Source organism: Microbacterium meiriae (genome assembly GCF_040685015.1).
Lineage (GTDB): Bacteria > Actinomycetota > Actinomycetes > Actinomycetales > Microbacteriaceae > Microbacterium > Microbacterium meiriae.
In genome coordinates this window covers 1,331,734-1,344,121 of the sequence record NZ_JBFBHD010000001.1, presented here as the reverse complement: position 1 = coordinate 1,344,121, position 12,388 = coordinate 1,331,734, and the positions used below count along the sequence as shown (strand labels likewise).

Genomic DNA, 12,388 nt, shown 5'->3' with positions numbered 1-12,388 from the left:
CGGTCGGTGTGGCGCAAAGTGGGCGATTCGAAGGCCGATCAGTCAGCGTCGCGGGTGAAGAGGTTCCGCAGCACGAGGAAGACCACCACGGCCACGACCGCGACGATGGCGAGCTTGGCGATGAACCAGAGCACCGAGAACAGCGCGCTGACGATCCACCACGCGATCACGACGGCGAGGATGACGCCGAGGACGGTCCAGATGTTCTTGGTCATGCCTCCAGCCTACGGAGTCACAGCGACCGGGATCTCCTCCACCGACCGGTAGACGGGCAGCCCGAGCTCGCGGGCGATGGCGACATCCTGGTCCGCGCCCGTCGAAGCCCCCGGAAGGCGCAGCACCGCATCGCAGTGCTGGAGGAGGCGGTGCGCGGTCTCGTACATCACGTCGCCGGTCTCCACTTCGGCCGCGTCGAGGGTGCGGAGGATGGGCAGAGCGGCCCACTCCCCGATCATCGGCATGTGTCCGAGGCGGAAGATCGGACCGGACGCCTCCTCCAGACGCGCGAGATTGCGGGCGATCAGGGTGGGGTCGCCGTTGGTGCCGGAACGGTAGGGGCCGGCGATCAGGATCAGGAGTGGCTTCATCATGGAGATGACTGTAGTCTGAATCATGCATAAACGTGCAACTTCGTGAGGAAACGTATGCTCGCTGCTCAGCGCAAAGACCACCTGCTCGCCGTGCTCGCCCGTGAGGGACGGGTCGTGGCGAAGGCTGCGGCCGATGACCTCGGAGTATCGGAAGACGCCATCCGCCGCGACCTCCGCGAGCTCGCCGAGGAGGGCAGGCTCCAGCGCGTGTACGGCGGCGCGCTGCCCATCGCCGCGGCCGATCGCCCGGTGCGCGAGCGCCATGACCTGGCGACCGAGAGCAAGGAGCGGGTCGCCCGCCAGGCCGTCACGACCATCCGGCCCGGATCGACGATCGTGCTGGATGCCGGAACCACCACGCTCGCGATGGCGCGACTGCTGCCCTCCGGCACCGGCGTCACGGTCATCACCCCGAGTCCCGCCATCGCCCTGGCCGTCGCCGAGCACTCGGATGCGCGCGTGATCATGATCGGCGGCGAGCTCGCCCGGCACTCTCTCGTCGCCGGAGGGGGACTCGCGATGGAGGCGATCCAGCACCTCGCTGCCGACGTGTTCTTCGTCGGGGTCACGGGTGTCGACCCGCGTCACGGCCTCACGACGGGCGAGCTCGACGATGCCGTCACCAAGCGGGCGATCGCCTCCCGATGTGCCGCGACGATCGTGCTCGCGAGCGACGAGAAGATCGGCGCCGCCTCGCGCTACCCGGTGCTGCCGTTCGAGGCGGTCGCCGCGGTCATCACCGACCCCCTCGACGAGAATCCGCTGATCCCCGAGGTCCTGGCGCAGATCCCGGCGGGGGCGTGAGCGAGGATCCCTCCTCCGCGAGGCGTTCCGCGAGCAGGGCGTGCAGGTGACCTGCCGCCGCGAGGAGCGCCACGCTACGGCGCGTGAGGTCAGCCAGCCGCTCCGCGAGGATGCGCTGCACGTCTTCGGTGTCACCATGCGCGCGCACCTCGTCGATGATCCGGGATACCGCGGGGATGCCGTAGCCGCCCGAGCGCAGGGCGGCGGCGATCCGCGCCTCGGTGATCGCCAGGGAGTCATAGGAGCGGACCGATCCCGCGCGACGAAGGGGGCGCACGAGCCCTTCTCGCTCCCAGTGCCGAAGTGCGGAGGAACGGACGCCGAGCGCCTGGGCGAGTTCGCCGATGGCCATCGCATCGTCCTCGACGAACGGATCGTCGGCCTCCGCCACGGCGTCCTCGAGTCCGCGCAGGGCCGCGCGCACCCGTGAGCGATCGAGGGCGACGTCCGCGTGCAGGGCGTCGATCCGCTCCGCCGCGTGCTCGACCGATCCGCCGATGAGAGCGGGCATCAGTCGACGCGCGGGCACCGGACCGAGCGCCGCCGCCAACGCGCGATAGGCACGCAGCGCCAGGGCATGCGGCGTCCGATACCGCCGGTACCCGTTCGCGCCGCGCTCCGCGGCGGGGAGGACGCCGAGGCGCTCGAGGTCGCGCACCTGCTGCGTCGAGTAGTCGACCAGCCGGCCGAGCGCCGCCGTCGTCATCACCTGCTCTTGAGGGTTCTGCACACTCCTCCTCGTCTTTCCGGTCCTTGAGTCCACATAAGCACGTCAGCCTCAGCATTGAAGGATGGAAATGCAGGAGATCATCGCAGAGGTCCGTTCGTTCGACGGCGTGCTCGTCATCGCCCCGGAGGCGGGCAGCGACTTCCCCGAACTGTCATGGGGAGACGCGTACTTCTACCACGCGCCCGACGGCCGGATGCCCGAGCGCACTCAGCCGTACGGGACGATCATCACGAAGGACTATCCCCGACGACACGTCCTCCGCGCTGGACGCTCCAGGGCGCTTCCGGGTGAACATCCACGTCGGACGCGAGCGCGCGGAGTCGATCATCGCGGCGGCGTCTCTCACAGGCGACGACACCGACCCGACGGCGGTCGACGTCTTCCGCCCTCACCCCCTGTACGGCCACGCCGGCTGGGTGTGCGTGATCGACCCCGCAGAGGCGACGGAGGGTGCCGTGCTCGCCCTTCTCCGCGAGGCGCACGAGGCGGCACGTGCGCGCACCGGACGACGGGCGAGATGAGTCCCGTGTCGACTCCTCAGGGCATGACCGAGTCCGACCGTCGCATCGTCGCGGTGTGGGCGGCCGACTGCGCCGAGCGCGTGCTCCCGCTGTTCGAGAGGGAGGCCCCGGACGACGACCGTGCGCGTGATGCCATCGCCAGGACGCGCGCCTTCGCCCGGGGCGAGCTCGCGGCTGCGGGCGAGATCCGTCGTCGCTTCGTCGCGGGCAGGGCTGCCCGCAGCGCCGTGACACCTGCCGGCACCGCGGCCGCTCGCTCCGCGGCACAGGCCGCCGGGGTCGCGCACATGGGTGCGCATGCTCTCGGGGCAGCCGCCTACGCCGCGCGAGCTGTCGAGCTGGCACACCCGGACGCCCCCGACGTCCGCGTCGCAGAGGTGCGCTGGCAACTCGCGCACCTCTCCCCCGAGGCCGCTGCGGCCCTGCGCACCCTCCCGCCCCTGGGCACCGACCCCGCCGGCCCGCTCGGCCCCGGGCTCCTCTCCTCCGGCCCCCTCGGCGAGGTGATCCGCGACCTGCAGGCACACCTCTCGTCCGCCGTCGATTGAGTCCCTCTTCGAATCGCGCAACTGGCTGTATCTGAGCCGCAGATGGAACCAGTTGCGCGATTCGAAAGCGGCCCGACGGCTTCAGCCCCGATTCAGCGTCGACCCGCCACACTGGGGGGATGCGGATCCTGGTGGTGGACGACGAGGTGCGTCTGGCCGAAGGCGTGCGCCGCGGACTCGAGGCGGAGGGCTTCGCGGTCGACGTCGCCCACAACGGCGTCGACGGCCTGTGGCGGGCCCGCGAGACCCGGTACGACGCCATCGTGCTCGACCTGATGATGCCCGGCATGAGCGGGTGGAAGGTCTGCGAGGCCCTGCGCGCCGAGGAGAACTGGACCCCCGTGCTGATGCTCACCGCCAAGGACGGCGAGTGGGATCAGGTGGAGGCGCTGGAGAGCGGCGCCGACGACTACGTCACCAAGCCCTTCTCGTTCGCGATCCTCGTGGCCCGACTCCGGGCACTCGTGCGGCGCGGCGCCGTGGCGCGACCGACGATCCTCGAGGCCGGCGACCTGCGACTGGATCCCGCGGGACACCACGTCTGGCGCGGCGAGGCCCCGATCACCCTGACGGCGCGCGAGTTCGCTGTGCTCGAGCACCTGATGCGGCACCGGGGGCAGGTGCTGTCGAAGCGCGACCTGCTGGCCGGCGTCTGGGACGACGACTTCGACGGCGACCCGAACATCGTCGAGGTCTACGTCGGCCACCTCCGCCGCAAGGTCGACAAGCCGTTCGGGCGCGAGGCGATCGAGACCATCCGCGGTGCGGGCTACCGGCTGGCGGCGAACGGTGGCTAGGCGGCTCTGGCGGTCGGTCCGCGGCCGGACGACCCTGGGTGCCACCCTGGTCGTCGCGGTCGCGCTGCTCCTCGGTGCCTTCTCCTTCTACGGGGTGCTGAGCGCGAGCATCCACGGCAGCACCGAACGCGCGGCGGAGCAGCGGCTGGAGGAGCTCGTCAGCCGGTTCGACGGTCCGGGCCGGCGTGGCCCCGACCAGCTCGACGACGACCTCGTGCAGCTGCTCGGACGAGACGGATCGGTGCGGGCGTCCAGCGAGGAGGCTGCCGATGCGCTCGGCGCCACCCCGCTGCCCGTGGACGACGATCCGCAGGTGGTCCGCATCGACGGGGAACCCATGGTCGTGGTGTCCGACGACGTCGAGGGCGACCAGACCCTCGTCCTCGCGGTGCCGATGGACGAGGACGCGGAGACCCTGGCCACCGTGGCGACGCTGCTCGTGATCGCCGTCCCCGCGCTGCTGCTGCTCGTGGCCGTCACCACCTGGCTCGTCACCGGGCGTGCGCTGCGGCCGGTCACCCGGATCCGCCAGGAGGTCGAGGGCATCACCGCCGAGCGGCTCGATCATCGGGTGCCGGTTCCCGACACGGCGGATGAGATCCACTCCCTCGCCGTGACGATGAACGGGATGCTCGACCGGCTCGACGCGGCGGCGACCGCGCAGCGCCGCTTCGTCTCCGACGCCTCGCACGAACTGCGGTCTCCCCTGGCGACGATCCGTCAGCACGCGGAGCTCGCCCAGGCGCACCCGGAGGTGACGAGCATCGACGAGCTCGCCGAGGTGGTGGCCGAGGAGGGGCTGCGGCTGCAGGGCATCGTGGAGTCGCTGCTGCTCCTCGCCCGCCTCGACGAGGGTGTCACCGGGAGCACCGAACCGGTCGACCTGGACGACCTGGCCCTCGCGGAGGTGCGTCGGCTGCGGGCTGCCGGGCTCGACGTCGACGGGTCCGGCATCCGCGCGGCCCGCACTGCCGGCGATCCCCGCCTGCTGGGCCAGCTGCTGCGGAACCTCGCGGACAACGCCGCCCGGCACAGCAACGGCCGCGTGGCGATCGGGGTGGAGTCACGGCCGCCGCACGTCGTCCTCACGGTCGAAGATGACGGCGCCGGCATCCCGCCGGAGGAGCGGGACCGCATCTTCGAGCGCTTCGTCCGGCTCGACGAGGCCCGCAGCCGCGACGCGGGAGGCAGCGGGCTCGGTCTCGCGATCGCCCAGGGTATCGCCACCGCCGCCCACGGCGCGATCGCGGTGGACGCCTCCCGGTGGGGCGGCGCCCGCTTCACCGTCACCCTCCCCTCGGCCGGCCCTCTCTCCTGACCCCGCCCCCGGGCACAGCTTCGGAGATCGCCCACGACACCCCGGCCATGACCTCCTCCCGGACGGCGTGTCGTCGCCGAGCTCCGAAATCGTGCCCGGGATATCGGTTCCTGAACGGGGCTTCAGGAGGCTTCAGGGTGGCTTCAGCGGCGTCGGGAGACCATCGAGACATGAACGACAAGACTCCTGCTTCCGACCAGAACCCCACGCCGGACGAGAACCGCGCCTCCGGACCCGACTCGGCATCCGCCGTCCCGAACGCGGGCCAGGACCACACCGCCGGACAGGGCTCCCCCGCCGGCCCCGGCACGAACGCGAACGCCGACGACCCGACGGTGCCGGTCGCGCCGACCACCGATCCTGCCGCGACGCCGAACGGCGCGCCGGAGGCACCGGCCGCCGCAGCGACCCCCGCCAAGCCCGGACGCAAGCGTGCACTCCTGATCGGCGGCGGGATCGCGGCCGCGGTGCTGCTCGCCGGCGGAGGCGTGGCAGTGGGTGCCGCGATCGGCGACGAGTTCGGTGACGACGACGACCGTCCCGCCATGGAGGGCCCCCGACACGAGGGCGACCACGGCCCGCGCGGAGACCACCGCGGCGACGACGACGCGCGCCCGAGCGGAGACCGGGGCGACCGCGGCCCGGTGACCGGCATCGGCACCGACGACGTCGACGAGCTCCTCGCGATCGCCGCCGCCGCCCAGGACGCCGCGGAGGGCGAGGTCACCTCGATCGACGCGAAGCGCGACGGGACGTGGGAGGTGCAGCTCACCACGTCCGCTGGGGACGAGACCGAGGTGCGCGTCGACGACGAGCTCGCCGCGACCGTGGTGTCGACAGACGCTGCGGACGGCGACGACCAGGGTCCGACTCTCACGCTCGACGAGGAGACCATCCGCACGCTCGTCGATGCCGCTCTCGCCGAGGCCGAGGGGATGATCACCGACCTCGACGTGGACTCCGACGACGTGAGCCCCTACGACGCCTCCGTCCTGACGACGGACAACCGCTCGATCGACATCTCCTTCGATGCCTCGTTCGCGGTCGTGGGCACCGACGTCGACGAGTGACGGTCGGCCCGACGGCTAGCATGCAAGGATGACGAACTCCGATCCGATCGACGAGGTCTCCATCGGCGGCGAGGTCATCCGCCTCGGGCAGTTCCTCAAGTTCGCGGGCCTGCTCGATTCGGGCGGCGACGCGAAAGAGGTCATCATCGACGGCTACGTCACCGTGAACGGCGACGTGGACCGGCGCCGCGGGCGTCAGCTCCGCGATGGCGATGTGGTGACCTTCGAGGGCCGGGCGGTGCGCGTCCGGCCCTGACTCGGCACCGCGGAGCCGTCCTCCTCCTGGCCCCGATTCCGCGCCTCGCTCACGAGCACGGCGGTCACCCCGGCCCCGCACAGCGCGAACCCGCCGAGCGTGATCGCGGTGAGGGGCTCGCCGAGCAGCAGCGCCCCGCCGATCGCGGTCGCCGGGGCGACGAGGAAGAGCAGGGCCTGCAGCGCGGTGATGCCGACCCGGCGCAGCAGCCACCAGTACAGTCCGTAGGCGCCGAGCGTAGGGAAGACCGCGGTCAGGACCACGGCGATCCAGAACGACGGTCGAGCCGGCGGCACGAGTGCCCCGGCGAGCGCGCCGATGACGAGGAGCAGCACGGCGGTCACGCTCACGTGGATGGTCAGGGTCAGCAGCACCCCCGTGCGCACGGCCGTCCGCCGCTGCACCAGCGTGCCGATCACGAGGCAGACCATCGCCGTCGCCGGAAGCAGGTAGGCGACGAGCGGCGCGCGGCCGGCGCCGAACTGCGACTGGACGACGAGCAGCACCCCCACCGCCCCGATCACCAGCCCCGCGACCTGAGCGCCGCGTACGCGGAGGCCCAGCACCGGACCGACCAGCACGGCGACGAGCAGCGGCTGGACGGCATCGATCAGCGCGACGGTGCCGGTGGCGATGCCTGCGGCGACGGCGGCGTACACAGCGGCGCAGTATCCGAACTGGGCGAGCGATCCGACGAGCGCCTGGACGCCGAGTTCGCGACCGGTAATCCCCCTCGCCGCACCGGACACCGCGACGAGGACCACGAGCACGACGGCGAGCGGCGTGAACCGCCAGACCAGGAGCGTCAGCGGGTCGACGTCCGCGGTGGCGACCGCGGGGATGAGGAATCCCGAGCTCCACGTGAGGACGAAAGCCACCGCGGCACCGACGGTGAGGAGGCGCCCGAGTATACCGATCTGTTTACTCATCCGCCCACTATACAGGTTGGTATACTCGGCGCATGTCGATCCCCGTCCCGGAACTCCCCCCATTGACCCCGGGAGCACGCCGCGTGCTCGACGCCGCCTCCGACCTCTTCTACGAGCGCGGCATCCACGCCATCGGAGTCGACACCATCGCCGCGGCCGCCGGCGTCACGAAGAAGACGCTGTACGACCGCTTCGGATCGAAGGAAGCGCTCGTCGTGTCGTACCTGCAGCACCGGGACGCCCGCTGGCGCGATCACGTCGCGGCCCACCTCGCGCGGGTGCCGGAGCCGGGGCCTGCCCGTGTGCTCGCGATCTTCGACGCAGCCCTAGCCTGGGTGCCCGACAACAGCACCAAGGGATGCAGCGCCATCAACGCGCGTGCCGAGATCGACGGCCCCGGGGATGCCCCGCTGGTGCTCGCCGAGGCCCGTCGCGAGAAGGAGTGGCTGCTCGCGGTGTTCGCAGAGCTCTGCGATGAGGCGGGCTTCCGCGATCCGGAACGTCTCGCGGCGACGCTCATGCTCCTCTATGAAGGGGCCATCGTCACCGTCGGCATGGGGACCTTCGCCGAACCGTTCGTCACCGCTCGCGACAGCGCGCGGCGGATCCTGGAGTCCACACCGTCCGACGCGTCCTAGACGTCGGTCGTCGGCAAGGACGCGCGCGGCGGCAGCACAGCGCGCACCGTGACCACGAGAAGGGCCACGAGCAGCACGACCATCGTCACGTCCGCGACGATGTAGGCGTAGTGCGCGCCATCGGTTCCCGGAGCCTCCTGCCCTGCGATGACGAGATCGCTGCGCCGATTGAGGATCGGGCGGATGACGATCACCTCGACGAGGAACGCCAGCCACAGCCCGCCGAGCAGCAGCGCCGAGGGACGTCCGGCCCTGGCGCGGATGCTGACCGCGGTCAACACGAGGAGCACCGCTCCCGCGAGGACATTGAGGGCGGTGAAGACGAGGCGACCGATGCCGAGCCCCAGCGGGATCGTGATTCCGGGAGCCAGGAACTTCAACGGCGCCTCCAGGAATGAGATCGCGACGATCGCCCCGAGCAGGAATGCGGGCAGGAGCAGGCGCAGCGCGGTCACCGTGCGTCCACCCGTCATGGCCTCAGGCTAACCGGACCGGTCGCCGCCGTCGCCAGACCTGGCCGTGGAAATCGGCCCCTCGCTCGGCGCGCAGGGGATAATGGGTAACATGCCACATCCTACCGACGCCTACCGCGGGCTCATGCAGAGCAGCCGGCTGCGGGTTCTCGCCGCCTTGATGGACACTCCGGGAATCGGCCTCGCCGAGCTCTCCCTCCGCATGGGCCTCCACGTGAACACGCTGCGCGACCACCTTCGCGTGCTCGAAGGCGAGGGACTCGCCCGGTCCGAGGTGGAGCACACCGGTCGGCGCGGACGGCCGCGGCTGCGCTTCTCCCCCGTGTTGCCGAGCGAGCCGAATGAGATCGAGGAGCGGCGGGTCCAGGAGGCGATCCGTCACGGCGACCTCATGCGCGCGGTGCTCCCGGCGACGCGATCCGGGCTCCCGGAGGCCGCGACGCATCAGCTCGATGCGCTGTTCCACCACCTCGACGACGTGGGCCTGCAGCCGGACATCGACGAGAAGGCGATGACCGTCGACCTCTCCCCCTGCCGCTTCCACACGCTGCTGACCGATGACCAGACCGTGGTCTGCCGGGTGCACGAGGAACTCATGAAGTCGGTGCTGGCGAGAGCGGGCGGCCCCGTGGAGATCGAACGCGTGATCCCGTTCACGACGTCCCACTCCTGCCACGTCCGGCTCAGCCTCCGCGAGGAGTCGGCGTCCGACGCAGGACGCTGATGCCGCGGCTCAGTTGAAGTCGCCGCCCGGCGCCATGTCGGCGAACCGAGAGTAGTGCCCCTGGAAGGCGACCGTGATGGTCGCGGTCGGACCGTTACGGTGCTTGGCCACGATGAGGTCGGCCTCGCCGGGACGGACGTCCTTGTCGTAGACCGAGTCGCGGTGCAAGAGGATGACCATGTCGGCGTCCTGCTCGATCGATCCGGACTCTCGCAGGTCGCTGATGGCGGGCTTCTTGTCCTGTCGCTGCTCGGGACCACGGTTCAGCTGCGACAGCGCGATGACCGGCACCTGCAGCTCCTTGGCGATGAGCTTGAGGCTTCGGGAGAACTCCGAGACCTCCTGCTGACGGGACTCGACGCGCTTGCCGGATGTCATGAGCTGGAGATAGTCGATGATGACCATCCGCAGACCGGCCCGCTGCTTCAGCCGCCGGCACTTCGCCCGGATCTCGACGAGCGTCATGTTCGGGCTGTCGTCGATGTAGAGCGGGGCGTCGTTGATGCGGCCGCGGGTGGCGGCGACCGTCGTCCAGTCCCGCGGGTCGAGCGTTCCCTTGCGCATGTTCTGCAGCGGGATCGCCCCCTCGGCGCTGAGCAGACGCATCGCGATCTCGCTCTTGCCCATCTCGAGCGAGAAGAAGATCGAGGGGAAGTCGTGCCCGATCGAGGCCGCACGGGCGAAGTCGAGGGCGAGCGTGGACTTACCCATCGCGGGTCGCGCGGCGACGACGATCATCTGGCCGCCGTGCAGGCCGTTGGTGAGCTCGTCGAGCTCGCGGAAGCCGGTGGGGATGCCGGTCATGGAACCATCGCGGCCGTTGGCCGCCTCGATCTCCTCGACGGCGGCATCGACCGCGACGGTGAGCGGTACGTAGTCCTCGGCCGTCTCCGAGCCGGTGACCGAGTAGATCTCCGCCTGCGCGTTGTTGACGATGTCGGTCGCGTCGCCCTGGCCGTCGTAGCCGAGCTGGACGATGCGCGTCCCGGCGTCGACGAGGCGGCGGAGGATCGCTCGCTCGGAGACGATGCCCGCGTAGTAGCCGGCGTTGGCCGCGGTCGGGACGATCGACGTAAGGGTGTGCAGGTAGTCCGCGCCGCCCGCCTTGTTCAGCTCACCGGTCTTGATGAGCTCGTCGGTGACGGCGACGACGTCGGTCGGCTCACCGTGGGAGTAGAGGGAGAGGATGGCCTCGAAGATGAGCTCGTGCTTCGGGATGTAGAAGTCGGCGCCCTTGAGCGTCTCGATCACATCGGCGACGGCGTCCTTCGACAGGAGCATGCCGCCCAGGGCGCTCTGCTCGGCGAGGAGGTCGTGCGGAGGGGTGCGCTCGGGCGGACGCTGCCCTCCCAGGCGCTCCGCGGAGATGTCGGCGATCGACACTGTGTTCCCTTCGATGCGACGGTTCTGAGGCGGGCCCCGCGCTCGCATCCGCGGATGCCGGTGCGGGGGACCGCGGCCGCGCGGCGGCCATCCCCAGACAAGCAGGTGCCCCCGACATTCGGTCGCTCGACCACGCTATGAGCGGTCTCCACACGGTGCAACACGGCCTGTGGATAACCATGTGGACAGCGTGCGGACAATCTCGGAGTGTCTGTGCAGAACGGGTGTGGATAACCCGGTGGACGGTGTGAAGAGCGAAGTTTTTTCTACCAGCCGACCAGGCATAAATCGTTTCCCCAGCCTGTGGATGAAAACGAGTTTAAATTGCGCGTTGAAGGTTTCCCCTCGGGAGGGGGCATGTGTAGAACCTGGGGAAAGTCAAGCCGGAAATCCGCCGGGCGCGTCACGATCTGACACGAGACGAATCGGATGTAAACGCCCCTGGACAGAGAGGGGGTGCGCGAGTATTCTCCCTCCCATCGACACACCCCGTAGACCTTTCGGAGGGGGAGGACCACGTGGACGCTCGGACCACCCGACGCGGCGTACCCCACGCCGTCCTCTGGGGTGGCGTCGGCGTGCTCGCCTGGGCGGCCCTGACCGTCCTCACCGGTGGGGGCTCCGCGCATGCGGCCGAGGAGCCGAAGGGTCCGCTCGACGGCCTCACCTCCGTCGTGTCGGAGACGGTCACCGCCGTGACGAAGCCGGTCGTGAACAACGTCGTGGCTCCGGTGGTGAAGCAGGTGGCGACGCCGGTGGTCCAGGAGGTCGTGGCCCCCGTCGTGCAGGAGGTCGTCGCGCCGGTCGTGACCCACACCGTTGCTCCCGTCCAGGAGGCGGCTCCCGCCGTCGTCGAGACGGTTACCGAAACGGTGACGCAGGTCCCGGTCGTCGGAGACACTGCGGCTCCGGTGCTCGAGGCGGTCGCCGAGACCACCGAGACGGTCGTCGAGCCCGTGACCGACGTGCTCGGCTCTGCACCGGTCTCGCAGATCACCGCGCCCGTGCTCGACCTCGTCGGCGGCCTTCCGCTGGTCGGCGGCATCGTCGTGGACTCCGGCGCCATCGACCTGGTCGAGAACGTCGTCGGTGTCGTCGACGGCACGACCAGCCTGATCGGCGGCGTCGTCGAAGAGACCGTTCCGCCGGTCGTCGAGGTGCTCACGCCACATGAGCCGGCTGCACCGCAGACCCCGGAGGGCTCCGTCCCCATGGGCGTCCCCCCTGTGCGCGAGGACATCGCCGCGCTTCCCGAGCCTGCTTCCGCACCGTCGGCCTCGCCGAGCACGGGCCAGGACTCTGTGCTCCGCACCGTGGCTTCCTTCGCAGGTCCGGTCTCCGCACCCGACTCCTCGGACGCCGGTGCCGGTGACACCGCTCCGGTGCCGTTCGGTGCTCCTCCGGCCGCTCCGACCGCCCCCGCCTCTTCCTCCGCCACCTCGGCCGGAGGTTCCGCCAGCGCCCCCGCTCGCCTCAGCGAAATCGGCGCGACCCCGCTCCGTGCCTGGGAGCGGGCCGCCGGCGCACGGGACGACGCCCTTCCGGGCGCACCCGTCGCCGACACCGACGTCTCGCCTGACTGACGGACTGTCGCGTCATCCCACCGG

The 12,388-nt window shown here is 70.6% G+C and carries 16 protein-coding genes and 1 pseudogene; 11 read left to right on the top strand and 6 right to left on the bottom strand.

Translation table 11 applies throughout. The features are described from left to right. Positions 1 to 38: 38 nt before the first annotated feature. Positions 39 to 215 carry a hypothetical protein gene (locus AB0N68_RS06575; RefSeq protein ID WP_268776900.1) on the bottom strand — a complete coding sequence of 59 codons (177 nt, stop codon included), beginning with the start codon at positions 213 to 215 and terminating at the stop codon, positions 39 to 41. 9 nt (positions 216 to 224) lie between these two features. Then, entirely contained in the window at positions 225 to 590 is a 366-nt protein-coding gene (locus AB0N68_RS06570) for a DUF4406 domain-containing protein (protein WP_292795793.1), read from the bottom strand. A 54-nt stretch (positions 591 to 644) separates the two neighbouring features. On the opposite strand from AB0N68_RS06570, the gene AB0N68_RS06565 reads away from it, so the two are divergent. Then, positions 645 to 1,394, top strand: coding sequence for a DeoR/GlpR family DNA-binding transcription regulator (locus AB0N68_RS06565; RefSeq protein ID WP_292795795.1), 750 nt, complete (start codon positions 645 to 647; stop codon positions 1,392 to 1,394). Here AB0N68_RS06565 and AB0N68_RS06560 read toward each other — a convergent pair. Next, positions 1,327 to 2,124: a MerR family transcriptional regulator gene (locus tag AB0N68_RS06560; RefSeq protein ID WP_259952672.1), complete on the bottom strand. Its 798-nt coding sequence runs from the start codon at positions 2,122 to 2,124 to the stop codon at positions 1,327 to 1,329. The two genes, AB0N68_RS06565 and AB0N68_RS06560, sit on opposite strands and share 68 nt — an antisense overlap. Positions 2,125 to 2,185: 61 nt before the next feature. Here AB0N68_RS06560 and AB0N68_RS06555 point away from each other — a divergent pair. The 7 genes and pseudogenes from AB0N68_RS06555 to AB0N68_RS06525 all read left to right on the top strand — a co-directional run. Next, positions 2,186 to 2,311, top strand: a pseudogene (locus AB0N68_RS06555) (DUF6194 family protein); the annotation flags it as partial. 100 nt (positions 2,312 to 2,411) lie between these two features. Beyond that, on the top strand, positions 2,412 to 2,645 hold the full coding sequence (locus AB0N68_RS06550) for a DUF6194 family protein (protein ID WP_292795799.1): 234 nt from the start codon (positions 2,412 to 2,414) through the stop codon (positions 2,643 to 2,645). Between the two features lie 5 nt (positions 2,646 to 2,650). Next, positions 2,651 to 3,193, top strand: coding sequence for a putative immunity protein (locus AB0N68_RS06545; RefSeq protein WP_363332512.1), 543 nt, complete (start codon positions 2,651 to 2,653; stop codon positions 3,191 to 3,193). A gap of 119 nt (positions 3,194 to 3,312) precedes the next feature. Further along, positions 3,313 to 3,990 carry a response regulator transcription factor gene (locus tag AB0N68_RS06540; RefSeq protein ID WP_187662732.1) on the top strand — a complete coding sequence of 226 codons (678 nt, stop codon included), beginning with the start codon at positions 3,313 to 3,315 and terminating at the stop codon, positions 3,988 to 3,990. Then, entirely contained in the window at positions 3,983 to 5,308 is a 1,326-nt protein-coding gene (locus AB0N68_RS06535) for a sensor histidine kinase (RefSeq protein WP_187662733.1), read from the top strand. The genes AB0N68_RS06540 and AB0N68_RS06535 overlap by 8 nt, the downstream gene beginning before the upstream one ends. Positions 5,309 to 5,478: 170 nt before the next feature. Then, on the top strand, positions 5,479 to 6,378 hold the full coding sequence (locus AB0N68_RS06530; RefSeq protein ID WP_292795803.1) for a hypothetical protein: 900 nt from the start codon (positions 5,479 to 5,481) through the stop codon (positions 6,376 to 6,378). Between the two features lie 28 nt (positions 6,379 to 6,406). Beyond that, entirely contained in the window at positions 6,407 to 6,634 is a 228-nt protein-coding gene (locus AB0N68_RS06525) for an RNA-binding S4 domain-containing protein (protein ID WP_187662734.1), read from the top strand. On the opposite strand, the gene AB0N68_RS06520 is transcribed toward AB0N68_RS06525, so the two are convergent. After that, entirely contained in the window at positions 6,574 to 7,563 is a 990-nt protein-coding gene (locus AB0N68_RS06520; protein ID WP_363332360.1) for a DMT family transporter, read from the bottom strand. The two genes, AB0N68_RS06525 and AB0N68_RS06520, sit on opposite strands and share 61 nt — an antisense overlap. Positions 7,564 to 7,595: 32 nt before the next feature. On the opposite strand from AB0N68_RS06520, the gene AB0N68_RS06515 reads away from it, so the two are divergent. After that, a complete protein-coding gene (locus AB0N68_RS06515) occupies positions 7,596 to 8,201 on the top strand; it encodes a TetR/AcrR family transcriptional regulator (protein ID WP_187662736.1) in 606 nt (201 codons plus the stop codon). Here AB0N68_RS06515 and AB0N68_RS06510 read toward each other — a convergent pair. Further along, entirely contained in the window at positions 8,198 to 8,674 is a 477-nt protein-coding gene (locus tag AB0N68_RS06510) for a hypothetical protein (RefSeq protein ID WP_187662737.1), read from the bottom strand. The genes AB0N68_RS06515 and AB0N68_RS06510 overlap by 4 nt on opposite strands. A gap of 91 nt (positions 8,675 to 8,765) precedes the next feature. Here AB0N68_RS06510 and AB0N68_RS06505 point away from each other — a divergent pair, with 91 nt between their 5' ends. Beyond that, complete coding sequence (locus AB0N68_RS06505; protein WP_292795815.1) at positions 8,766 to 9,398, top strand: winged helix-turn-helix transcriptional regulator; 633 nt, start codon at positions 8,766 to 8,768, stop codon at positions 9,396 to 9,398. 9 nt (positions 9,399 to 9,407) lie between these two features. On the opposite strand, the gene dnaB is transcribed toward AB0N68_RS06505, so the two are convergent. Then, positions 9,408 to 10,781 (bottom strand): replicative DNA helicase, encoded by a 1,374-nt coding sequence (dnaB, locus tag AB0N68_RS06500; protein ID WP_268776890.1) that lies wholly within the window; start codon positions 10,779 to 10,781, stop codon positions 9,408 to 9,410. Positions 10,782 to 11,299: 518 nt separating this feature from the next. Between dnaB and AB0N68_RS06495 the strand changes: the two genes are divergently transcribed. Next, positions 11,300 to 12,364, top strand: coding sequence for a hypothetical protein (locus AB0N68_RS06495; RefSeq protein ID WP_292795818.1), 1,065 nt, complete (start codon positions 11,300 to 11,302; stop codon positions 12,362 to 12,364). The last annotated feature ends 24 nt before the right edge of the window (positions 12,365 to 12,388 follow it).